20 protein-coding genes and 2 pseudogenes are annotated in these 21,935 nt (G+C 61.0%); 13 read left to right on the top strand and 9 right to left on the bottom strand.

Annotated elements, in window-relative coordinates; translation table 11 throughout:
• The coding region (locus CIT31_RS34595; RefSeq protein ID WP_206073320.1) for a hypothetical protein at positions 1-283 on the top strand (283 nt) is incomplete at its 5' end.
• A 191-nt stretch (positions 284-474) separates the two neighbouring features.
• On the opposite strand, the gene CIT31_RS02355 is transcribed toward CIT31_RS34595, so the two are convergent.
• Complete coding sequence (locus CIT31_RS02355) at positions 475-1,260, bottom strand: hypothetical protein (protein ID WP_095517304.1); 786 nt, start codon at positions 1,258-1,260, stop codon at positions 475-477.
• Between the two features lie 731 nt (positions 1,261-1,991).
• Here CIT31_RS02355 and CIT31_RS02345 point away from each other — a divergent pair.
• Complete coding sequence (locus CIT31_RS02345) at positions 1,992-3,707, top strand: hypothetical protein (RefSeq protein WP_095517303.1); 1,716 nt, start codon at positions 1,992-1,994, stop codon at positions 3,705-3,707.
• A gap of 507 nt (positions 3,708-4,214) precedes the next feature.
• Here CIT31_RS02345 and groL read toward each other — a convergent pair.
• From groL to CIT31_RS02320, 4 genes are all read right to left on the bottom strand, one after another.
• Positions 4,215-5,858 carry a chaperonin GroEL gene (groL, locus tag CIT31_RS02335; RefSeq protein WP_095517301.1) on the bottom strand — a complete coding sequence of 548 codons (1,644 nt, stop codon included), beginning with the start codon at positions 5,856-5,858 and terminating at the stop codon, positions 4,215-4,217.
• A 55-nt stretch (positions 5,859-5,913) separates the two neighbouring features.
• Positions 5,914-7,131 carry a 5-aminolevulinate synthase gene (gene hemA, locus CIT31_RS02330; protein WP_095517309.1) on the bottom strand — a complete coding sequence of 406 codons (1,218 nt, stop codon included), beginning with the start codon at positions 7,129-7,131 and terminating at the stop codon, positions 5,914-5,916.
• Positions 7,132-7,343: 212 nt separating this feature from the next.
• Entirely contained in the window at positions 7,344-7,586 is a 243-nt protein-coding gene (locus tag CIT31_RS02325; RefSeq protein ID WP_027154144.1) for a hypothetical protein, read from the bottom strand.
• 79 nt (positions 7,587-7,665) lie between these two features.
• Positions 7,666-8,268, bottom strand: coding sequence for an SCO family protein (locus tag CIT31_RS02320; RefSeq protein WP_095517300.1), 603 nt, complete (start codon positions 8,266-8,268; stop codon positions 7,666-7,668).
• 192 nt (positions 8,269-8,460) lie between these two features.
• Between CIT31_RS02320 and CIT31_RS02315 the strand changes: the two genes are divergently transcribed.
• From CIT31_RS02315 to CIT31_RS02275, 9 genes are all read left to right on the top strand, one after another.
• Positions 8,461-9,159, top strand: a complete 699-nt coding sequence (locus CIT31_RS02315; protein WP_425350551.1) for a hypothetical protein — start codon at positions 8,461-8,463, stop codon at positions 9,157-9,159.
• 90 nt (positions 9,160-9,249) lie between these two features.
• Positions 9,250-10,395, top strand: coding sequence for a metallophosphoesterase family protein (locus CIT31_RS02310; RefSeq protein ID WP_095517299.1), 1,146 nt, complete (start codon positions 9,250-9,252; stop codon positions 10,393-10,395).
• 11 nt (positions 10,396-10,406) lie between these two features.
• A complete protein-coding gene (locus CIT31_RS02305; RefSeq protein WP_245316084.1) occupies positions 10,407-10,871 on the top strand; it encodes a c-type cytochrome in 465 nt (154 codons plus the stop codon).
• Between the two features lie 130 nt (positions 10,872-11,001).
• Positions 11,002-12,444, top strand: a complete 1,443-nt coding sequence (locus CIT31_RS02300) for a cbb3-type cytochrome c oxidase subunit I (protein WP_095517298.1) — start codon at positions 11,002-11,004, stop codon at positions 12,442-12,444.
• The gene (locus CIT31_RS02295; RefSeq protein ID WP_095517297.1) at positions 12,441-14,105 is read left to right on the top strand and encodes a cbb3-type cytochrome c oxidase subunit II; all 1,665 of its coding nucleotides are present in this window, start codon (positions 12,441-12,443) and stop codon (positions 14,103-14,105) included. The genes CIT31_RS02300 and CIT31_RS02295 overlap by 4 nt, the downstream gene beginning before the upstream one ends.
• 150 nt (positions 14,106-14,255) lie before the next feature.
• Entirely contained in the window at positions 14,256-14,480 is a 225-nt protein-coding gene (locus CIT31_RS02285; protein WP_065007038.1) for a hypothetical protein, read from the top strand.
• A 152-nt stretch (positions 14,481-14,632) separates the two neighbouring features.
• The gene (locus CIT31_RS35660) at positions 14,633-14,755 is read left to right on the top strand and encodes a hypothetical protein (RefSeq protein WP_280950298.1); all 123 of its coding nucleotides are present in this window, start codon (positions 14,633-14,635) and stop codon (positions 14,753-14,755) included.
• 30 nt (positions 14,756-14,785) lie between these two features.
• Complete coding sequence (locus tag CIT31_RS02280) at positions 14,786-15,511, top strand: sulfite exporter TauE/SafE family protein (RefSeq protein WP_095517296.1); 726 nt, start codon at positions 14,786-14,788, stop codon at positions 15,509-15,511.
• Between the two features lie 56 nt (positions 15,512-15,567).
• Entirely contained in the window at positions 15,568-17,694 is a 2,127-nt protein-coding gene (locus tag CIT31_RS02275; RefSeq protein WP_095517306.1) for a heavy metal translocating P-type ATPase, read from the top strand.
• A gap of 8 nt (positions 17,695-17,702) precedes the next feature.
• Here the strand turns inward: CIT31_RS02275 and CIT31_RS02270 are convergent, their stop codons facing one another.
• The 4 genes from CIT31_RS02270 to CIT31_RS02255 form a co-directional block, all read right to left on the bottom strand.
• Entirely contained in the window at positions 17,703-18,971 is a 1,269-nt protein-coding gene (locus CIT31_RS02270) for an NAD(P)/FAD-dependent oxidoreductase (RefSeq protein ID WP_095517295.1), read from the bottom strand.
• A gap of 6 nt (positions 18,972-18,977) precedes the next feature.
• Positions 18,978-19,283: a c-type cytochrome gene (locus CIT31_RS02265; RefSeq protein ID WP_095517294.1), complete on the bottom strand. Its 306-nt coding sequence runs from the start codon at positions 19,281-19,283 to the stop codon at positions 18,978-18,980.
• Between the two features lie 88 nt (positions 19,284-19,371).
• Positions 19,372-19,698 carry a thiosulfate oxidation carrier complex protein SoxZ gene (gene soxZ, locus CIT31_RS02260; protein WP_206073319.1) on the bottom strand — a complete coding sequence of 109 codons (327 nt, stop codon included), beginning with the start codon at positions 19,696-19,698 and terminating at the stop codon, positions 19,372-19,374.
• A 15-nt stretch (positions 19,699-19,713) separates the two neighbouring features.
• A complete protein-coding gene (locus CIT31_RS02255) occupies positions 19,714-20,160 on the bottom strand; it encodes a thiosulfate oxidation carrier protein SoxY (protein ID WP_095517293.1) in 447 nt (148 codons plus the stop codon).
• A gap of 229 nt (positions 20,161-20,389) precedes the next feature.
• On the opposite strand from CIT31_RS02255, the pseudogene CIT31_RS02250 reads away from it, so the two are divergent.
• Both CIT31_RS02250 and CIT31_RS02245 read left to right on the top strand, forming a co-directional pair.
• A pseudogene (locus CIT31_RS02250) lies at positions 20,390-20,696 on the top strand (transposase family protein); the annotation flags it as partial.
• A gap of 610 nt (positions 20,697-21,306) precedes the next feature.
• A pseudogene (locus CIT31_RS02245) lies at positions 21,307-21,935 on the top strand (hypothetical protein); the annotation flags it as partial.

Genomic DNA, 21,935 nt, shown 5'->3' with positions numbered 1-21,935 from the left:
CGTCGGACGGGACGCGCACCCCAAAAGCAAGCCGACCAACGCCGACACCAACAAGACGTTGCTGATACGCCTGATTTTGAACAGGTTCACAAGACAATTTCCCAAAACTCTCCCCCTCGTTTCCGAAGCCGTCCTAAAAGCGGAATGCGACGCTCGAAAACAATCCGTGCCGGGTTGCGTTGTAGCTGAAGCCGCCGTCCTGATAATCGGTGTCGAGCACCCGGTAGCCCAGGACGGTCGATATCGTTGGACCGGCGATCATCAATATTGCGGCGGCGCCTAAAGTTTCGCCCTTACGATTGGCCATTTTGCCTGGAGCCCTCTCCGAAGCGTTGATAAGTGATGTCACCGAAGAGCGCGTAGCATCTAGTATCTTCTGCCAATTGGCTTTCGGGTCGCGAAGATAGCACGAAATATTTATTTGTCCGCCAGGTCATCGTGGCTCGCTTCTGAATTTTCCTAGCGGTGCCGGCTTCATTTCTTTGGAAACAGAAGTGTAACGCCGGTGCGGAAACCGAATCCTTCAGGCCCGCCGTCCGGGCTCTCGGCCCAGTAGCGCACGCCCGCGCTCAGGCTGATTGGCTGCTTGTCGATCACAACCAGCTTCGAGACCTGGACGTTGATCGGGACCGACCATTGATGCGCTTCCCAATTGTAGGCACTCTCGGTATTGAGCGTGAAGGTCCAGGCATCCTTCGTCGTGTAAGAGACGAAAGGCTGCAGGAAAGTGGAATTTATATCGCTGCGGTCGCTGTCGCCTGCAAATGACCAGATATGGTTGGCCAGCATACCGACCGTCCACCCATCGAATTGCTTCAAGACGACGGCGGTCGGTCCCGCCCCCCATTTTTTCCCGCCAAGCAACTCGTCAGTCGCAGTGGGCAACAGAAACACCGGACCGACACCCCAGATGATCCCGTTCGCCGTGGGTTGGGAAGGCGAGAAGAACAGGCTTTGGGTTATGTCGCCGAGCCCGGACTGGTCGCCGGATGGTCCTGCAATGTCGTGCTGCCAGGCAATCGGCAAGATGGTGCGCGATATCAGGTTCCAGTTGTCGTTGAGCGTGATCGGGATGACCGGCTGCACGTTGACGTAGGCTTTGTCACCATCGTTCGGGCCATAGCCGCTGTCGTAATTGACCTGGAACGGCACGCTGATCAGCGAGGCGATCGGATTAGATAGCTTCTTGGCGAGGTCCTGGGTGTTATCCTGGGCCCACGCGGCCGTGACGACAAGCAGGGCCGGGAGCAAGGCTGCCATAGTTTGCAGAGGTCGATTGCCAGACAGAAATTCCAACCCAGCCTCCGCTTAGTTCTGGCCGCTCACCGTGGCGGCCAAGGAATGACACGCGATTTGCGGGCTGCGTCCGCGTGCAGCACGGCTCCGACTTCCCCAACCAGCCGATCCACCAGTTCCTGCCATTCGGCTCGTCTGGACTCGCGCAATGCCGGCGGGACCTCGTCGATCCTCGAGAGTGCGAGCTCCGCTTCAGCAAGTTCCTCGCACATATCCTGAAAGCCCTCACTTCGGTCCATCAGCCGATGGATCGGCAATTCAAATTGCGGGAACCGACGGACTGCCGCCGAGACCGCTCTTTGTCTATCAGCCGGTTCGTCGTCCATCCTCATGGCGCAGATTCGTGTTTCCCGGGACCACCGTAGCCTATCCTATGGAGGCGGCTACGGAATGTAAGTTACGTGGGCGACAGGGTAATTTCTGAACCATCCGTAGCGAGTTCGGTCGGCACCAAGCCTGTAAAATCGCAAATTCAAATTGCGCTGCCGGCGAGGCCGCCTAACTATTTGATCCGTTGTCATCCGCCGGCGCATTGCGCGAACCGTCGTCGCCGTCATCCCAGCGTTATCCGTTCAGACTACTAGGAGTATTGCAAGAACAGGCTCGCGGATATAAACTACGCAGCGAGGGTAACCGGCGAAAATGAAATATAACTGGGAGTGGTCACCCCCAGAACGTCAGGTGAGAGAACCAAGGTGATCCGGGCGCAACCAGCCATAGGGAGGGGGCATGGGCTCGCCCCAGAGGATTGTCGTGCCCAGCTTGCCCTGATCCTCAACAGCGCGGACTTCGATGCAACCGGTCGCGAGCGCCGCTTCCTCAGCCATGTGGTGGAGGAGACGCTGGCCGGTCGCGGTGATCGTATCAAGGCCTATTCAATCGCAGTCGAAGTGTTCGGCCGCGATATGTCCTTCGACCCGCAGACGGATCCGATTGTCCGCATCGAGGCTGGCCACCTCCGGCGCGGGCTCGAGCGTTACTACCTGACTGCCGGACACGCCGATCCGATTCTCATCACGATTCCGAAAGGCGGTTACGTTCCAACGTTCTCGGCGCGATCGCCCGCCGAGATCATTGGGCCGGCCTTGCCGGTTGAGTGGGCAGAGAAAGTCCCGACTCCTCCTCGATGGATGAAGGCATCATGGCTGACAGTGGTTCTCGCGGCTACCGTCGCGGCATTGGCTGTTCTGGCATTGGGATTGGCGAGTGGCGGCGTCCGCCCAACTTCGCCTGAGATTCCGCGACTGCTGGTCGAGACATTTGACGATCTGAACGGCACTCACGCCGCGACGGCCATCGCGAGTGGATTGAAGCAGGAAGTCGTCAGCCAGCTTTCCAAGTTCAAGGACATCGTGGTCGTGGAGTCGGCCGCAAAGGGGGAGGATCCGTCGATCTCGCCACCACGATTTGTCCTGGCCGGAAGCGTGAATCTGTCGACCGATGCCTTCCGGCTTCGGGTCCGGCTGCTCAACCGGGCGGACAACTCGGTTCTGTGGGCCGAAAGCTATGATGGCGGGCTGAAAGTGGCGGAGCTTGTGGAAGCCCAGACGGACATCGCGCGCAATGTATCCTCGAGCCTGGTCCAGGCATATGGCGTCATCTTCCAGGCAGACGCCAATCTCCACGTCGACAATCCGCCCGACGATTGGGCCGCCTACTCTTGCACGCTTTCTTTCTACGCATATCGGGTCGGTGTCGATGCAGAAAGCCGTTCATCGGTACGCGCGTGCCTTGAGAAGGCGGTGGACCGCTTTCCGACCTACGCCACCGCCTGGGGTCTTCTTTCGCTGATCTACATAGATGACTATCGATTCGAGTTTTCAGATGACCCCGCAGAGTCCGCCGCTGCGCTCGAGCGCGCCTTGGTGGCGGCAAGGCGATCTGTGGGGGTTGACCCTGTCAACATCCGGGGACGCCAGGCAGAAATGGTTGCGCTCTATTACCACAAGGAGATCGACGCCGCATTGAAAGTGGGCAAGCAGACTTTGACCATCAATCCGAACGACGCCGAGTTTATGGGCGAATATGGAGAGCGCCTGGCGGTTTCCGGAAATTGGCATGAGGGATGCCAGTTGATCGCGGAAGCGCGTCAGAAGAACCCAGGGTCAGCCTACTACGAGGTGGATCTGGCTCTTTGCTCCTATTTCAGCGGGGATTATCCGCAGGCAGCTATGTGGATCAAGAAATCGCCATTTCCGTCGAATCCGGTCTATCATTTGCTTGCCGCTGCCATTTTCGGCGAGGGAGGATACAAAATCGAGGCTGATCGCGAGGTCGCATGGCTGAACCAAAATCAACCTGAGTTGGTGAAGAACATGCGCCAGGCGGTTTCGGTGCGGTTGGCCCGTTCGCAAGATGTCGATTTTTTCCTCGGCTCGCTGAGGAAAGCGGGCCTTGGCATCGCAGACTGACCGTAGTTCTCCACCGCACATCGCGTTCAGATCGACCAAGCTGCTTGGAAAGGAGCGCGAACCAGTTAGGGTCGACCAGAGAGTAGGCGCGGACGGCGGGCAACAGCCCGCCAAATCTGCGTATGCCGATTTTCCTCTACTCCCACTCGATTGCACAGTCCACGACTCTGCTGTTTTAAGGGGCTTGGATAGGCCGTTTTGGTGGTTTTTCGATCCAAGCCAAGATGGCGCGTTTTTGATCGTTGATGATCCATTGCCTAAGGGCATCGAGGCCGACTGCTCCGGCCTTTTTGGTCGCGACCTAGAGATATCCCTCTCAATCGCCCCATTTCTATTGACTTCGCTCCAGCTCCAGATGGCGAATTATGCCACTTTGACCCATCTCGGTCGGCAACTTCGCGCCATGAGCCGACCTTGGATGCCGTGATCCTCGACGATTTGTCTCACCTCGATAGCGGACGAGATCATTGTTGATTGCCGCGAGCCCGGATTACGACCGCGAAGCGGTCAAAAATCCAAATTCATATCGTGATGATGATGCTCGTGACCGGGAAGCTCCGGCGGCGGCGGGCCAGGCACTTCGGCCACCATGGCCTCCGTCATGATGAGGAGGCCTGCCACCGAGGCTGCGCCCTGGAGCGCCGTTCGCACCACTTTGGCCGGGTCGATGATGCCCTTTGACACCAGATCCCCGTACACGCCCGATTGGGCATCGTAGCCATAGGCGTTGTCGTCGTTTTCGAGGATCCCGGCGATGACGACGGAGCCTTCCAGGCCGGCATTGATCGCGATTTGCCGAGCCGGCCAGGTGATCGCCTTCCTGACGATCGCGATGCCGACCTGCTGGTCCTCGTTGCTGCCCTTGAGCTTCTTGAGCGCCCTGCCGGCGCGCAGCAAGGCGACCCCACCGCCGGGGAGAATGCCCTCTGCAACCGCGGCTCTTGTCGCGTTCATCGCGTCATCGATGCGATCCTTCTTCTCCCTGACCTGGACCTCGGTTGCACCGCCGACCCGGATAACGGCGACGCCACCGGCGAGCCTGGCCAGCCGCTCCTGGAGCTTCTCGCGGTCGAAATCGGAGGTGGTTTCCGCAAGCTCGAGCTTGATCTCGGCGATGCGGGCCTCGATCCTTTCCCGCTTGCCGGCGCCGCCGACAATCGTGGTGTTTGCCTTGTCGATCATCACCTTCTTGGTGCGCCCGAGCATATCGAGGGAAGCATGCTCGAGCTTGATGCCCAAATCCTCCGAGATCACCGTTGCGCCGGTCATCAGTGCGAGATCCTGCAGCATCGCCTTGCGGAGGTTTCCGTAGGCCGGCGCCTTCACGGCTGCAACCTTGAGAGCGCCGCGCAACTTGTTGACCACCAGCGCCGCCATCACCTCACTCTCGACATCATCGGCGATGATGAGCAGCGGCTTGCCGGCCTGCACCACCTTCTCCAGCAGCGGCAGTATTTCGTTCAGACTGGACAGTTTCTTCTCGCTGATGAGGACATAGGCATCCTGCATCTCGACCCGCATCTTTGCGCGATTGGTGATGAAATGGGGCGAGATATAGCCGCGGTCGAACTGCATGCCCTCGACGAATTCGAGTTCGGTTTCGAGCGACGTCCCGTCCTCGACAGTGATCACGCCGTCATTGCCGACCCTCTTCATGGCGTCGGCGAGGCAGCGGCCGATCTCCCTGTCGCCGTTGGCCGAGATGGTGCCGACTTGCGCAATCTCGACGTTCGAGGTGACCTTCGTGGCTTTGTTTTTGAGTTCCGCGACGACGGCTTCGACCGCGAGATCGATGCCGCGCTTCAGGTCCATGGGATTCATGCCGGCGGCCACCGCCTTGGCGCCCTCCCGGGCGATCGCATGCGCGAGCACGACGGCGGTGGTCGTGCCGTCGCCGGCCTGATAGGAGGTTTTTGTTGCTATCTCACGCACCATCTGGGCGCCCATATTCTCGAACTTGTTGTCGAGTTCGATTTCCCTGGCGACGGTCACGCCGTCCTTCGTGACCCGCGGCGCGCCGTGCTCCCTGCCGATCGCGACGTTGCGCCCCCGCGGGCCAAGCGTGACGCTCACCGCATTCGCCAGGGTGTCAATGCCGCGCAGCATTCTGTCGCGAGCCTCGAACGAAAACATGATCTCCTTGGCAGCCATTTCCTTGATCCTTAAGACCTAATCTTCGGGGAACGGCGAAGCTTCATTCGGCCGCTCAGGCGAGATTGTCCCGAGGCAGCCCGAGCCGATTCCAGACATCGAACAAAGCTGCTGCGAGCCGATCAATCATGATGTCCTCATGACAAGGTGTCGGCGTGATGCGCAGCCGCTCAGTTCCCTTCGCCACGGTCGGATAATTGATCGGCTGGATATAGATGTCGTGATCGCTCAGCAGCAGGTCGCTCGCCGCTTTGCAATGCGCCGGATCGCCGACTGCCACCGGAACGATATGGGTGTCGCTCAGGATGACCGGCAGCGCAGCGGCACCCAGCGCCGCCTTGACCCGCCGGACGCGGTCCTGCTGGCGCTTGCGCTCCCGCTGCGAGGTTTTCAGATGCCGGATCGCCGCTGTGGCCGCTGCGCAGATCGCCGGCGGCAACGCAGTGGTGAAGATGAAACCCGGAGCATAGGAACGAACCGCATCGATCAGCACAGCACTTCCCGTGATATAGCCGCCGAGGCAGCCGAAGGCCTTGGCGAGCGTGCCTTCGATCACATCGATCCGGTTCATGGCGCCGTCGCGCGCGGCGATGCCGGCGCCGCGAGGGCCGTACATGCCCACAGCATGGACCTCGTCGAGATAGGTCATTGCGCCGTACCGATCGGCGATTTCGCAAATGCGATTGATTGGCGCGACGTCGCCGCCCATCGAATAGAGACTTTCGAAGACGATGAGTTTTGGCCGGTCCGGACCCGCCGCCTTCAACAATTCCTCGAGGTGATCGACGTCGTTGTGGCGGAAGATGCTCTTCTCCGCACCGGAGTGGCGGATGCCCTCGATCATCGAATTGTGGTTGAGCGCATCGGACAGGATCAGACAACCGGGGATCAGCTTGGCGATGGTCGAGATGCCAGTCTGATTCGAAACATAGCCGGACGTAAAGACCAGCGCCGCCTCCTTGCCGTGAAGATCGGCAAGCTCGCTCTCGAGCTCTAGGAGCGGATGGCTGGTACCGGAGATATTGCGCGTCCCGCCGGCCCCCGTTCCCAGGCGGGTAGCAGTCTCCACCATGGCGGCGACCACTTTTGGGTGTTGTCCCATCCCGAGATAGTCGTTGGAGCACCAGATCACGACGTCCTTCGGTCCATGCGGGGAATGCCACACGGCATTGGGAAAGCGTCCGGCGAGGCGCTCAAGGTCCGCGAACACACGGTAGCGCCGTTCCTCCTGCAGACGCGCGATCGCATCTGCAAAGAAACCGTCATAACTCATATTGCCTGGCCCTAAGATACGGCCTTGCCCATCGGCCTTATCGCCCGCATCTCCGGTCATCGGAGGTCCAAATTGCGGCAGCGCAATGACGTTCTTTACGCCGCCACGTTTGCCGGTGTGCAACGCTGTGGGTTCCGCCATCGCCCGATTCCCCTGCTTGCATCCGAATTATGTCGAAGCGCGATGCGCGCGGATCCTGCTCGCATCGTCCCTCACGACCCGCGTTCAGGAAGGTCGAAGTTGAGCTGCAGCATTCGCGCTATGTTTATCAGAATCGTCTCGCAGACCTTATCTTGATTGGGATCCAGATATTTGACAGTCCAGTTTGCCCCGTTCTCCTTGGTTTCGAGCCGCTGAATCACAAAATCGGTGACGTGCTCGCATCCCGGCTCCTTATGAAGATCCGCGAGGATCAATGCCTTAAGCTCCGAAGCTTCCTTTGTATGCCTTTGCATGGCCGCTCTCCTTCCGGATGCCAACTTCTATGCATTGATCATCTGCATAATCGTGATCTCCGTCATCCCAGGGCTCGTGTCATCGCACCAATTCACCCAACCTAGCGGCAATACCGCTGCTTGGTGTGTCAGAGTCTAGACCCACCACGAATTGCCCCTGTGGGTTCATGATGTAGATGTAGGTGCCATGATCCATTAGGTAGTCGTCACCGCCCGTTTCCCCCTGGCGCGCCACGCCATAGGCGCCATATGCCTTTGAAACCGCAGCGATCTGTTGCGGGCTGCCGGTCAGCCCGACGATCCGCGGATCGAACGCCGCGGTAAAGCTTCCCATCACCTCAGGCGTGTCGCGTTCGGGATCGACGGTGATGAAGAGCGGTTGCAGTTTTGCGGCGTCGGGGCCGAGTTCCTCAATCGCCGCGGCGATTGAGGACAGCGTCGTCGGACAGATGTCGGGGCAAGACGTATAGCCGAAGAAAACCAGCAGCCATTTGCCGCGATAAGTCTCATCCGTGACCGTCGTTCCGTCCGGCGCCGTAAGCATGAATGAGCCACCGACCGTCACGGGCGTGTCAGTCCGCGCGACCGGTGGGCAGATCAACAGGGCCGCTGCGAATATGATGCAGAAACGGGATATGGGGGCCCGTAGGCCCGGAGCGAGGAGTTCATGCCGTCGGCTCATCAAGTACCTCCGGTACCTCGAGAAAGACGCTGCAAACCCCGCGACGTTTGCAATTAGCAAACTCGCCTAAACTGCCGAACCTTATCATATTTTTTTACGGAATGGCTAGACATGGTACTGGTTTGGCCCTATTTTTGAAAGTTGCCCCTCATCCTAATGAAGGAGGTGGCGTCCATGACGATTCGCGAATTGATGAGCGGGCTGGCGGCGATTGCTTTCGGTGCGTCGATGTCCGCGCCTGTACAAGCCTACGAAGTGGGTTCGGTCGCGGGAGGCGGAACGATCGAGGGTACGATCGTCTACCGCGGCGACGTGCCGACAACAAAGATCATCCCCACCAAGGATATCGAGGTGTGCGGCGACCCCCGCGAGGAGCCGCTGATCGAAGTCGGCAGCGATCAGGCCGTGCTGAACGCGGCGGTGCAGCTGATCGACGTGGCAAAGGGAAAGGCTTGGCCGGAGCCCGGAAAGCTGCCTGAGCTTAACAATCTTAAGTGTCGCTTTGAGCCCGCTGTTCAGATGATACCGGCCGGTTCGCTGGAGGTGGTCAACAGCGACCCAATACTCCACAACACCCACGGATATTATGGCAAGCGCACCGCCTTCAACCTGGCGCTGCCCAATAAGGGCCAGCGGATACCCGTCGAACTGAAGCGGGCCGGCACTGTCCGCATCGACTGCGACGCACATGGCTGGATGGAAGGCTGGGTCTATGTGGTGGACAATCCCTACCACGCGGTCACCGGCGCCGATGGCAAGTTCAGCATAACCGATGTTCCGCCTGGGGATTACAAGCTCGTGGCGATCCACCCTTTCACCGGGCCCATCGAGCAGCCCGTAAAAGTAGAGGAGAATAAGGCCACCAGCCTGACGATCGAACTGAAAAAATAAGAAAATGGGCGACCCACTGATTCAACAGGGCCGCGTTCCTGCGAGAAGACCGACGCTTTAAGAAACGGTCAGGACTGAGGAGGAACCCTGATGTCTGACGAGCTTGACCGCATTCGGCGCGAAATGCATGCGGTGCTGCAGCCGCCTGGAGTACGCCCCGACGACTCGCTCCAAATCACCCGCCGCACCTTCATTCACAGATCGCTGCTGTTCGGCGCTGCTTCCGTCGGCCAGACCTTCGCGTGGTGGCCGCTGCTCAACACCATCGACGTCGCTCATGCCGCCGAAGCGCCCTTCAAGTTTGCCTGGATTTCAGACACCCATCTCTACGAGAGGTCCCTCAACACGCGCTTCGTCGATAAGGTGGTGCGCGCCGTGCAAGAGGTCCAGGCCATGGATCCGCCGGCCGACTTCCTGATCTTCGGCGGCGACCTGGCCCAGCTCGGAAAGATCGAGGAACTTGAGCTTGGTGTTGAGCTCCTCAAGGATCTGAAGATCAAGAAGTATTACATCCCGGGCGAGCATGACTGGTATCTGGATATGGGCAAGAAGTGGGGCGAGTTGTTCGGCCAACCCAACTGGACCTTCGATCACAAAGGCGTGCGCTTTATCGGGCTCGATACGGTCAGCCGGGGACCAGACTACTGGACAGCGAAGAAGATGACGCCAGAGGAGCGCATGGGCCACATGGCTACCCTCGACGGCACGGTCGCCGGCGCGTGGGCCGGCGTCGGCCGCGAGCAACTCGACTGGATGCAGAAGACACTCGCCGACTGGGATAAGTCCAAACCGATCGTCATCTTCAGCCATAATCCGCTGTACGAGTACTACCCGCCCTGGAACTTCTGGGTGCGCGACTGGCGCGAAGTGAATGACGTGCTGAAGCCTTATACCAAGGTCACCAACATCCACGGTCACGTGCACCAGGTGCTCTACAACGAGATCGGCAGCATGCGCTCGATCGGCATGCTGGCGACCTCCTGGCCGTGGCCCTATGCGCCGGAAGGCGTGCCCAAGCTGACCAAGCCGATGATCCGTGTCGATCCGGGCGATCCCTTCGACGGAGTCGGTTGGGAAACCGTGAGCGTCAACGCCGACGACAAGGTCGATGTCGAGTACATCATGTGGGGCCGCAAGGAGGTGTTCGTCCAGTCGCCGGAGGACCACGACAAGAGCATTGAGGAAGTCATACGGCCACGCGTTGCCGACAATCAGTACCCGTGGGCAAATCCATAAAGGGGGTGGCTATGATAAACACATCGACATTCCTCTGTATTCTGACGCGTTCCACCATCGCCGGAGCAGTCGTCGCAGCTTCCGTCGTCATCGGACCGGCCAGTGCCAACAAGGACCCGGTGACGCCAAAGCAGCTGAAACTCTATCAAGAAGCGTTCATGGAGGAGGTCAGGAAGGGAGACCTCCTGTTCCACGGTGATGCGGCGATGGCGGAGCAGTTGGGCGTCAAGCTGTCGACCACCGGGTGGGCCTGCGCCATGTGCCATCCGATGGCCTCCGATACCCACCCGCAGGCGTTCCCGAAGTTCCAGCAGTCGATGGCCAAGTTCGCGACACTGCGCGACATGATCAACTGGTGCATCGAGAAACCGAACCAGGGCGAGAAGATCGATCCCGAATCGGAGGCGATGAAGGCGCTCGAGGCGTACATCACCTGGTCGAACACCGGCTCGGTGTTGGTGCCAGGCAAGTACTAGTCTCGTCGATAGCCGGGGCATCGGCTTCACGGGAGCGCGTCCATCGGGATGACACCTCGATGGGTGGGGTTGAAGCAGTCGTGCGGCCCGGGAACCGCGCGGGGAGGTCTATGCGTTGGCAGAGACTGGGATGGAGTTGCGCGGCAAGTTCGCGAATGTGGATCTGGATGCGTTGGTCGACAACCGGGTAGTGCGGACCTGGCTTTATTTCGGCATGTTCTGGCTGATGGTGACGCCATCCGTCGGCGTCTTGATCTCGAGCACCTTCAACTATCCCGACTATCTTGGATCGGGAAACCTCGAGCTTACCTTCGGCCGGCTGCGCCCGGTCCACGTCAACGGTGTCATCTTCGGCGCCTTCTCGACGCTTTTCATCGGCCTTTGCTATTATCTCGTGCCGCGTCTGTCGGGGGTGCGGGTGATATGGTCGGAGTGGTCGGTTCTTCTCGCATGGGTCTGGAACGTCGCAACGCTTGCCGGTTTGGTCGGCTTGCTGTTCGGCGACAGTGACGGTTTGGAAGCCGGAGAGTTTCCGCTCTACGCGAAGGTCGCGTTCTTCATCGTAGTGGCTGTTGCTACCGCGCAATTCCTGATCACGATCAGTCGAAGGCTCGAGCCGGCGATCTATGTCGCGCTATGGTACTTGATCGCCACTTTCGTGTGGACGACGATGAACTTCGTGCTTGGAAGCTTCATCCTGCCGTACACGATCTCGGGCATCAACAGCGCCGCCTTCCATGGCCTCTATCTCCACTACATCGTCGGGCTGTGGCTAACGCCCGCGGGCTACGTGATCATCTACTATTTCCTGCCGATCAGCGCGCGAAATCCGCTCTATGCCCATAAGCTCTCGCTGGTAGGCTTCTGGTCCCTGGCATTGTTCTACCCGTTCGTCGGCATCCACCATTACCTCTACAGCCCAATCGCGGACTGGGCCGAGACCTTGGCCGTCGTCACGTCGATGCTGCTGATCATTCCGGTGTGGACGGTGCTGGTGAACTTCTTTGGCACCATGATGGGCAAGTGGCATGAGTTCGGCAGGAACCTGCCGGCGAAGTTCCTGATCATGGGCTCCCTCATGTATCTCGTCGGCTGCTTCCAAGGCTCCACCGAGGCGCTGCGGCAGCTGCAGCAGCCGACCCATTTCACCGATTTCGTCATCTCGCATTCGCATCTCACCGTGTTCGGCACCTTCGTCGTCTGGGCGATGGGGGGTCTCGTCTATACTTGGCCGCGGCTGTTCGGGCGCGAACTTTGGTCCTTCAAGCTCGGCAACTGGTCGTTCTGGCTGATCACCGTCGGCATCGCGACCATGGGCCTGGTCCTCACAGCGGGCGGGCTGCAGCAGGGTTATCAATGGATGAATGGGGTCGAATGGCTCGACTCGCTCGTCTGGGTGAAGCCCTACTGGCTGGCGCGGACCCTGGCAGGCATCAGCATGGATATCGGTATGTCGCTGCTGGTCGTGAATCTGATGCTGACCGCACTGACCAGCCCGGCGGCTGAGGCGCGACGCGTCCGCGGGCCGGTGGAGGCGCCTATCCCGGCCCCGGCCGGAGGGCCCGCGCAGTGAACGTTCGCTTCTTCGCGCTGTTCGCCGGCGTCTTCTGCATCACCCTTGCGGTGATCACGCAGGGCGTGCTGCCCTTCGTGGAGCCGTCCTCGCGAACTACGCGCGTGACCTCGGTGGTGCGCACGGATTTCGGCCAGCTGAAATGGACGGTTTCAGAGGCGACGGACTACACCGAGCAGCAGCGTCGCGGCCGCAACATTTACCTGCGCGAAGGCTGCTGGTATTGCCATTCGCAATTCGTGCGGCCGGTGACCGGCGAGATCCGCCGCTGGGGACCGGTCAGCGAGGCGGGCGAATACGCCTATGACGTGCCGCACCTGTTAGGCACACGCCGGATCGGGCCGGACCTGACGCGCGTCGGCCTGAAATACAGCGACGAATGGCACCTGGCGCACTTCTACAATCCGCGGATGCTGGTGCCGGACTCGATAATGGCGCCGTATCGCGGCCTCTTCCACGAACCCGATGCAGCCGTCCGTATCGTTGACGACGGCACTGGCAATCGGACCCTGGAAAGGACAGAGGTCACCCAAGGCCTGTTCGACTTCGACAGCCAGCAAGCGATCCAGCTGACGCCGAATGCATATGGGTTGCTGTTCGTGCCGCTGAAGGCGCGCGAAAGAAAGCCGATCATCCTGACGCCGAACGACGAATACACAGGAGAAACCGTCAGCATCGCGGCGGAGACGGAATCGGTGGCGGCGCTCGTTTCCTATGTCCAGAAGCTCGGCATGAACCGGGGTAAATGGCGCGATCTTTTCGAGCCGCAGAGCCTGGAGGTCATGGATGCGACGATGCCGCGCTCCGAGGAATGGATTGCCTATGGCAAGGAAGTCTATGAACGCCGCTGCATCGGTTGCCACGGTGCCAAAGGCGACGGCAACGGGCCGGCCGCCACCTTTATGTTTAACCAGCGGCCCAGGGACTTCACGTCAGCAGTCTTCAAGTTCAGGTTGACAAAGGAGCCCCTGCCCACGGACGGTGACATGCTGCGCACCATTACTCGCGGCATCCGCGGCACGGCAATGCCCCCGTGGTACGAACTGCCGCTGAACGATCGGCTGGCGGTGATCCAATACATCAAGTATGAACTAGCGGTTGACCGTTCCGACCCCGCCAGTCCTTACGCTTTCTTCGTCGAGGAACCGCCTGGCCCACCGTTGTATATCGGGCGCCCGCCGGCCCCGTCGCAGACGATGCTGGACCGTGGCAAGGAGGTTTGGCAGGTGGCGAAGTGCTGGGAGTGCCACGGCCAAGGTGGCAAGGGCGACGGCGAGAAGGCTGCCGGCCTCAAGGATGATCTCGGGTTCGCCACCGTGCCGGCCGACCTCACCAGCGGCCAGTTCAAGTCTGGCCCGGCCGTCGAAGACATCTTCCGGACGATAACTACGGGCCTCAGCGGCACGCCGATGCCATCCTATCGGGATTCCCTTCCGGACGAGGACCGGTGGGCGCTTTCCTATTTCGTGGTGGCGCTTTCCGCCTATAAAGACCCGCTTTCGCTGCAGCCGCTCTCGATCAAGAAGGAGGCCCGCGCGGCGCTGAACGATCTGGAACTGGTCGCTGACAAGCCTGAGCGAGCCTATGTGCCCGATCCGTCGGTGCCGGCGTCCGGCCCGCCAGCGCCGCCTGGCGAGGAACAGGCGCCCGCAGGAGGATAGCCATGCTCGGTTTTGAAGTTACCGGACCCTATGCGGGCGCCATGATGATGAGCCTGGCGGCCCTGTTCTTGTTCATCTGGGGTGTCCTATCCGGCGCGTTGAGCGGCACCGACAAGGCCGCCAACGGGTTTTTTGAAAGGGAAATGGAAAATGAGCGATCTGCAGAGCAGCGATCCGGAGAGCCCGACGCATCCGGAACTGGAAGTGCGTCAAAGCTCGCACCCTGAACTGGAAGACTATGCCGGCGGCCTGATACAGGCGCGTGTGGGATTCATTCCCATATGGCTTCTCGTCGTCTACTGCCTGCTGTTCGCCTGGGGGCTGTATTACATGTATGTCTATTGGGGCGGGCTCGGTCCCGGCCGTCTGTTCTAAGAAGACTGTCGCAAGGCTGGTTAGGCAGGAGTGATGGAGATGTTGGTAGCCAGAATTCTTCTTGGGGTCGCCGCATTGAACCTCATTTTCCTGGCCTTCGAGGTGGCGACAAACGTGCTTCGTCTTTATTTCGGCTAACATAGGAGCAGCGGATGCTACAGGACACCGTTTTCCAGCTCGCTGACGTCGGCTTGCCGCAGATGCTTGGCTTCCTCATCTATGGCGGCTGCACCGTCGGCTTTATCATCTATCTTGTCTATCTTGTGCGGCAATAGCGGCGCGGACGCGGCGCTGCGAAAACACCAATGATCTACTACCTCGTGATCTTCGCCGCTGGATTTGCAGGCAGCTTTCATTGCATCGGCATGTGCGGCGGCTTTGCCTGCGCACTGGGCCGCGATCAGCGAGGCGGAGGCGCAACGATCCTTCGCCACCTGCTCTATAATACCGGCCGATTGACAACCTATTGCTTTCTGGGCGGGCTCGCGGGTGCGATCGGTCAGGTCATCTGCACCACGCAAGGTCTAACGGCGCCGCTCTTGAACGGCTCCCTAGACATCGCCCAACGAATTCTCGCGACCGTCGCTGGCCTGCTAATGATTGCCATGGCGTTGCAGTTCTTCGGCTTGCTGCAGGTCTTTCATCGCCTTGCGATCGGATTTGGCGGCAGCACATTTGCATTGTCCCTGCGCGGTCTGTTGGCCGCCCGGAGCAGCGCCGCACCGCTCGCCTTTGGCGTTTTCAACGGCTTCCTGCCATGTCCCCTGGTCTATGCCTTCGCCGCCCAGGCGGCGAGCACCGCCGGAGCGCTTCCCGGGTTTCTCGTCATGGCATGGTTCGGACTGGGAACCTTCCCCGCGATGTTGATGATGGGCGGCGTTGGCCGGATACTCGGGCCAGCCTGGCGGCGGCGCGGCGTGCGGCTGGCTGGTGGCTTTATTCTTTTGCTCGGTCTCATCACGCTCGGCCGTGGTCTCCTGCCTTCCGACGCGCATATCGGCCTTGCCTGGCTGGGCGGACATCCCGCATGACTGCGCATGGCGATTTCCTCTGTAGCCATTGTTCGCTGCCCGTCGGCCTGCGCCCGATGGAGCGCAGGCTCAACGGTGAGGCTTGCGCGTTCTGCTGCTACGGCTGTTGCATCGCCTTTCAGGTGAAGAGCGGCAGACACGAAGAGTGGGAAGCCGCATGGCTTCTGATCCAGCTCGGCGTGGGAGGCTTTCTCTCCATGAATATCATGATGTTCAGCCTCCTCCTCTATTCGGACGCGTTCACCGGCGTCGATGCGGGCGTGCTGCCGTGGATTCACCTTTTGCTCTGGATCTTCGCGACGCCGGCGGTGGTGATTCTCGGCGGACCCTATCTGCGCGAAATGTGGCTCAATGGCATTCAGGGACGAGTGACGTCGTCGGCACTCATCGTGCTTGGCGTCGCTGCCGCTTACCTCTATTCGGCATTTGCCGTGTTCGAGGGCAGCACGCATGTCTATTTCGACACCGCCGTGATGGTACTGATGCTATTCACCGCTGGCCGCTATCTCGAGGCTGTTGGCCGCGCCAGGGCGGCGCGCGACCTCGAACCTCTTCTGGCCGCAGAAAGCGAGAGCGCGACCGTGGTCGATGGCGCGGCAGAGATCCGCCGTCCGGTGCGGGAGGTGTCGGCCGGCATGCTGGTGCGGGTCCGGCCAGGCGAGCGCATTCCGGTCGACGGCGTGGTTGTCGAGGGGGAATCGAACACCGATGAAGCCGTGATTACCGGAGAAAGCCGGCAAGTGACAAAGGGCGCCGGCTCCAAGGTGATTGCCGGCAGTATCAATATCGACGGCCCGCTCCTGATCCAAAGCAGCGGTGACGGAACTGCAACCCGCTGGGCGGGGATTTGCCGGTCGGTGCGCGAAGCGCTGGGCCGTCGCAGTCCAACCCAGCGACTTGCCGATCGGATCGTTGGCGTGTCCGTGCCGCTCGTCCTCGCCCTCGGCGGGCTGACGATCGTTTACTGGGCGCAGTCATTGCCGTTCGATGGGGCGTTGCTGATTGGCCTCTCGGTACTGGTGGTTGCTTGTCCTTGTGCCGTCGGCCTCGCTGCTCCGATGGCGACATCACTCGGCATCGGCCGGCTGGCGCGGCACGGCTGCCTCGTCCGCGACCCCGGCGTGCTCGAGACCCTCGCGCGTGTCCGGCTGCTCGCCTTCGACAAGACCGGCACTCTGACGGCGGGCAAAGCGCGTCTCGTCGGCGTCGACTGCGAGGAGGTCGGCATCGACGAAGTACTGGCGCGCGCTGCCGGTCTGGAGCGCCTTTCCGAGCATGGTCTGGCGCGGGCCATCGCGGCAGCCGCCGCTCAGCGGGGCATCACGCCGCTCGTCACCCGCGATGTCCGGACGGTTCCCGGCCGTGGCGTCCGAGGCAGTGCTGAAGGCCGCCCCGTGGGGGCAGGGAACGGCAGACTGATGAATGATCTGGGCTGGCCGCTTCCCCCGTCGCTTGCCGAGCGCGCGCGGTCGCTGGAGGCGAGCGGTTATTCGGTGGTCTATCTCGGTTGGGGCGAGCAGGTTCACGCCGTGCTGTCACTCGATGATTCACCGCTTCCCGAGGCGCAGGCCGCGATCGCGGCCCTGCGTGAGCGCGGGCTCGACGCCACGCTGTTGACCGGCGACTTGGCGCAAGCGGCGGAGCGGATCGCGGCCCTGGTCGGGATCAAGGACATCCAAGCGGGCCTTTCGCCGGAGGCCAAACGGCTGGCCCTGGATCGGATCCGCCATGACCACGGTTCGGTGGCGATGGTCGGCGATGGACTGAATGACGGGCCGGTCCTGGCCGCCGCAGATGTCGGTATCGCCGTCGGCTCCGCCACCGATCTCGCCCGCGAGACTGCGGCGCTCGTGCTGCCTGCTGACGGATTGTGGATGCTGCCCTGGATCGTCGACGTGGCCCGCGCGGCCCGCAGGACCATTTTGACCAACCTTATGTGGGCGTTCGGCTACAACCTCGTCGCCCTGACGTTCGCAGCATTCGGACTTCTGCAGCCGATCCTTGCGGCGGCGGTCATGGCCGGCTCGAGCATTCTCGTGGTGGTGAATTCGCTTCGGCTGGAGCGGCTGCCCGATCCTGTTCCAGCGCTGATCCCGGAGCAACGATCCGGTGCCAAGGCGGAGCGTACCCAGCATGATGCCGGCATTTCCGCAATGGCCGGCCCGGCCGTCGAACGGAGTTGAGTTTCGTTTCAGCCAAACACGTCGTGCGTGAACGCGTCATACCAGCCTTCCGCCGCGCGCGCAGCCTGCCGGCGGACCTCGGAGCTTTCCTCGACCTTGCTGATAAAGCTAATGACGCTCTTGAGCTTCCCGTCGACGGGCTTGAAGCTGATGGCGTTGCTGAACGCATCGTCCGGGGCGAGATAGGTGTAGCAGGTGTTGAACAAATGCGCCGGGAAACGCGCTGATCCGGTGAGATCGGCCGCGATAGCAAAGGCGCAGGCTTTGGCCTGGCTGTTGGCGCAGAAGGCGGATTTCGGCATATCCCAGCCGATGATCGCGTCGCCGACCAGATGGACGCCGGGCTGCAGCGCCGATTCGAAGGTGACCGGATCAACCGGACACCAGCCCGACTGATTGGCGAGCCCTGCCTGCTGCGCCAAGCGCCCGGCCATTTGAGCCGGGATGACATTGGCCACCGCGGCCTTGAATGTTGCTCCCTCGGTGATCACCGACCGGGTCTTCGCGTCGATCGCTGTGACCCCGCCAGTGAACTGGGCCGGTAGCCATTCGATCATTCCCGGATAGTGGCGGTTCCAAGCGTCCTGGAACAGGTCCTGCGCGTTGAAGCTGTCTTTCGCATCCAGGATCAGAATTTTGGCCTTGGGTTTGCGGCGCTGGAAATAGGATGCGACGAGCGAAGCGCGCTCGTAGGGGGCTGGCGGGCAGCGAAACGGATTCGGCGGAGCAACGAGCACGAACAGCCCGCCGTCCTCCATGCTTTCCAGTTGCTGGCGCAACAGCCTGGTTTGCTGCCCTGCATTCCAGGCGTGCGGCATGATCTCCATCGCCGCTTCGTCATAGCCGTTAAGCGCCCGATCCCTGAATGCGATGCCTGGCGCAACAACGAGACGGTCGTAGCTGAGCTTCGAACCGTTGTTCAGCGCAACGGTTTTCACCGCTGGGTGAATCGCCGCGGCGGACTCATGAATGACGGTGATGCCATATTGTTTTGCCAGCGCTTCATAACCATGACTGAGCGATTCGAACGGGCGCAGCCCGGCGAGATAGAGATTGCTGAAGAAACAGGTCGCGTAGCTCTGCCGCGGTTCAACCAGGGTCACTTCGATAGCCGTGGCGGTGGCGGCGAGATATTTGGCGACCGTTGCGCCGCCGATTCCGCCACCGATCACGACGACACGCGCCTTCGCCTGACCCCGCGCCTTCGGCTGGTTGAGCGCCGTTAGCAATGCTGCTCCGGTGAGGCGGCCGAACTCGCGACGCGTCCAGGATTTCATGGCGCGTTACTTTCCCTGCGCTGCGACATAGCGCGCGACGCTCGCGATCTCCTCGTCGTTGAGCGACAGCGCGATAGCGTGCATGATGTGATTTGGACTCTGGCTCGCCCGGTAGGCAAGCAGGGCGTTGGTGAGCCTCTCCTCACCAAGCCCGATGATGCTGGGAATGATTGTGCCGCCGCCATCGAGGCGATGGCAGGACGCACAGGTCGAGGCGAGTTGAGCGCCTTGATCGGCCTCCTCCGCCGCGCCGGATTGGCTGACGAGCAGCACGAGGCCCGCGGCAATCGCAGATCTCGCGACGGGGCGCATGCTGAATACCCGTCTGTTTCGGAGTTTTCGGGTCACGCTCCTGCCCAGCTCTTCACATCAATTCGCGCAGCTGAATTGCGCCACCACCTCAATCGACCGTGAGCTGGTGCGACAACGCAAAGACGGCACCGCCATCTTCTTCCCAAACGAAATCGAGCCGGCCGCTCTCCGTCGCGCGCAAGGAAAATTCGAAGAACGGGTTGGCCGAAATCGCCTCGTGGAGATCGACACTGAACACCACGGTTTCGTTGTAGCGGCAGACAAACTTGTTGATGATCTTGCGCGGGATCACATTGCCTTGATCATCATGGCGCAGCCCTGTTTCCATCTCATGGCTGATGATGGTCTTGACCTGAAAAATCTCTCCCTTCGCCGCGGCGCTCGGCACGATCACGCGTGGTGTCGGGGTGGTCACTGTCTCTCTCCGATCTCAGGCACAGCCATCCGTGGCGACACGGACGAACGTCGTGGTCATCAGCAAATTGCCGTCATTCATTTCGACAACAGCGATGACATGTTGCGGTCTGGCAAGACGGATGCGTGTCGACACGCGAGGTAGACTGCGTTGGGGGACGAAATGGAAACTGGCGACTTCGATAAGCGGGTTCCGCGGCGCGAACACGCGCATTTGCCTCACATGGTCGGCCTCAGTCATTGGGCTGTCGATGTAAAGGCTCATGGGCACGGTATAGCCGGTCGGGAAGTCCGTCGGCATTATCAGGTGCAGGCGATCCGACACCGTGGCCGTCCGTCCGGTGAGCTGTTCGACGAGATCCAGCGCTTCATCGTTCGCGCGCGCGCTCTGCAGCGAGAAGAGCGAAACCCCGGCAAACCCCACACTCCCGGCGATCAAGACATCGCGGCGCGTCAAGCTCATCGTCCCGGTCTCCAAACCCTGCCACTCTTTAGGCCATTCCAAGAACACATCGGCGGCGGCGGGCGGCGCACTCGGACATATCAGTGCGGCTGCTTCTACCAAATTTAGCACCGACAACCGCTGGGAGCAATCTCGGGGAAGTTGGACACAGGGCTGCGAACTCGGGTTAACGGGCTTTAGGAATTGCGGTTGATCTGATTTCCATGGGGCTTCGATTCAGAGCCCTGCCATGCCCCTTGCCGCCCTCGAAGGATTTGAGAAGCCGCGCCTGAAGGCGCTTCTGGAGCATTTCGCCTCGATCGAAGACCCGCGCGAGCCATGGCGGGTGGCGCATCCGCTGCCGGAGTCCTGCTTCTGGTTGTCTGCGGCACGATCTGCGACTGCGACGACTATGATCTCATTGCCGATTGGGGCGCGGCGCGTCTCAACTTCCTGCGCCGCTACTTGCCCTATGATCACGGCGTGCCGGGCGGGCGCTGGCTGACCTGCTGATGAACCGCATCGACCCGGGCCTGTTCTCGGCCGCCTTCACTTCACGCCTTCCAGCTGACCTCAGACGATACATAGCCGGCCTAAACGGACTGCAGCTATCCACTCTTCTGCGACCTTCCCGCGCCGATTTTTAGGAGGTCAATCGGAAAGAGCAACTAGCGCCAATTCCGGACCAACATCGAGGTGACCCTGTCGGTCGCCTCTCCGATCCGTTAGCCGGCCTTCGTGTTGCTCCGCGGCAAGTACCACACAGGGGTTAGCGGTTCGACGTCGCTGCGGGCGAACATAGTAGAACGGTATCGGCCGATCATTGTCAAAGATCTGACCGTCATCGAGCTTTCCGGAAAGACAAAGGTCGCTTGGACGTGGGTGCGAGATTGGCATTTTCCAGTGTCGCTCGCGACGCCGGACGCAGAGGTCCAACATTGTTTTTCGTTCTTGACGATCGATGATCATCGACAGCGGTCCCGTGAAACTCATCAAAGCGTCGCGCTTCTCGCCATTCCCGGCTGCGACCGGTGAAGCGCCGCGCCCTGGACATATTCTCGACTGAAAAACGCCCCGAAGCGCCCGGCAACCGACCGATTGGGAACAATATTACCTGTTTCAAGGTTGGGGATGCGCAAGGGACTGCTCTACGGAATCATTGTCCAGATGAAACGTCATTTTCGGATTCTTGTGGGTGCCACGGTCGGCCTCACATTGACGCCTGCTCCGCTTCCCGCACTTTCGCGCGACGCCCAGCCGCTCGCGGCACCCGTCATTCTGGCCCAAGCCCAGTCGTCCGAAGAGGAAGAGCTGCTGCGCAGGAAGAAGAGAAAGGGGGCCAAACGCGACGAGCAGCGGACTCCCCAGGCAGAAAGGCCGGCGCAGCGCGAGCGGGCCAAGCGGCCTGCGGCGCGGGAGCGCGAAGCCATCAAACGGCGTGCCGCCGAACCTGAGCCCGCGATCACCGAGGAACGCCAGAAGCGGCGCAAGGAGCGCGAAACCGTCAAACGGCGTGCCGCCGAACCCGAGCCGGCGATCACCGAGGAACGCCAGAAGCGGCGCAAGGAGCGCGAAGCCATCAAACGGCGTGCCGCCGAACCTGAGCCCGCGATCACCGAGGAACGCCAGAAGCGGCGCAAGGAGCGCGAAACCGTCAAACGGCGTGCCGCCGAACCCGAGCCGGCGATCACCGAGGAACGCCAGAAGCGGCGCAAGGAGCGCGAAGCCATCAAACGGCGTGCCGCCGAACCTGAGCCCGCGATCACCGAGGAACGCCAGAAGCGGCGCAAGGAGCG

Origin of the sequence: Mesorhizobium wenxiniae (assembly GCF_002284535.1) — a bacterium.
In the GTDB taxonomy this organism is placed as follows: domain Bacteria; phylum Pseudomonadota; class Alphaproteobacteria; order Rhizobiales; family Rhizobiaceae; genus Mesorhizobium; species Mesorhizobium wenxiniae.
This window is presented reverse-complemented; position numbering and strand designations above follow the sequence as displayed.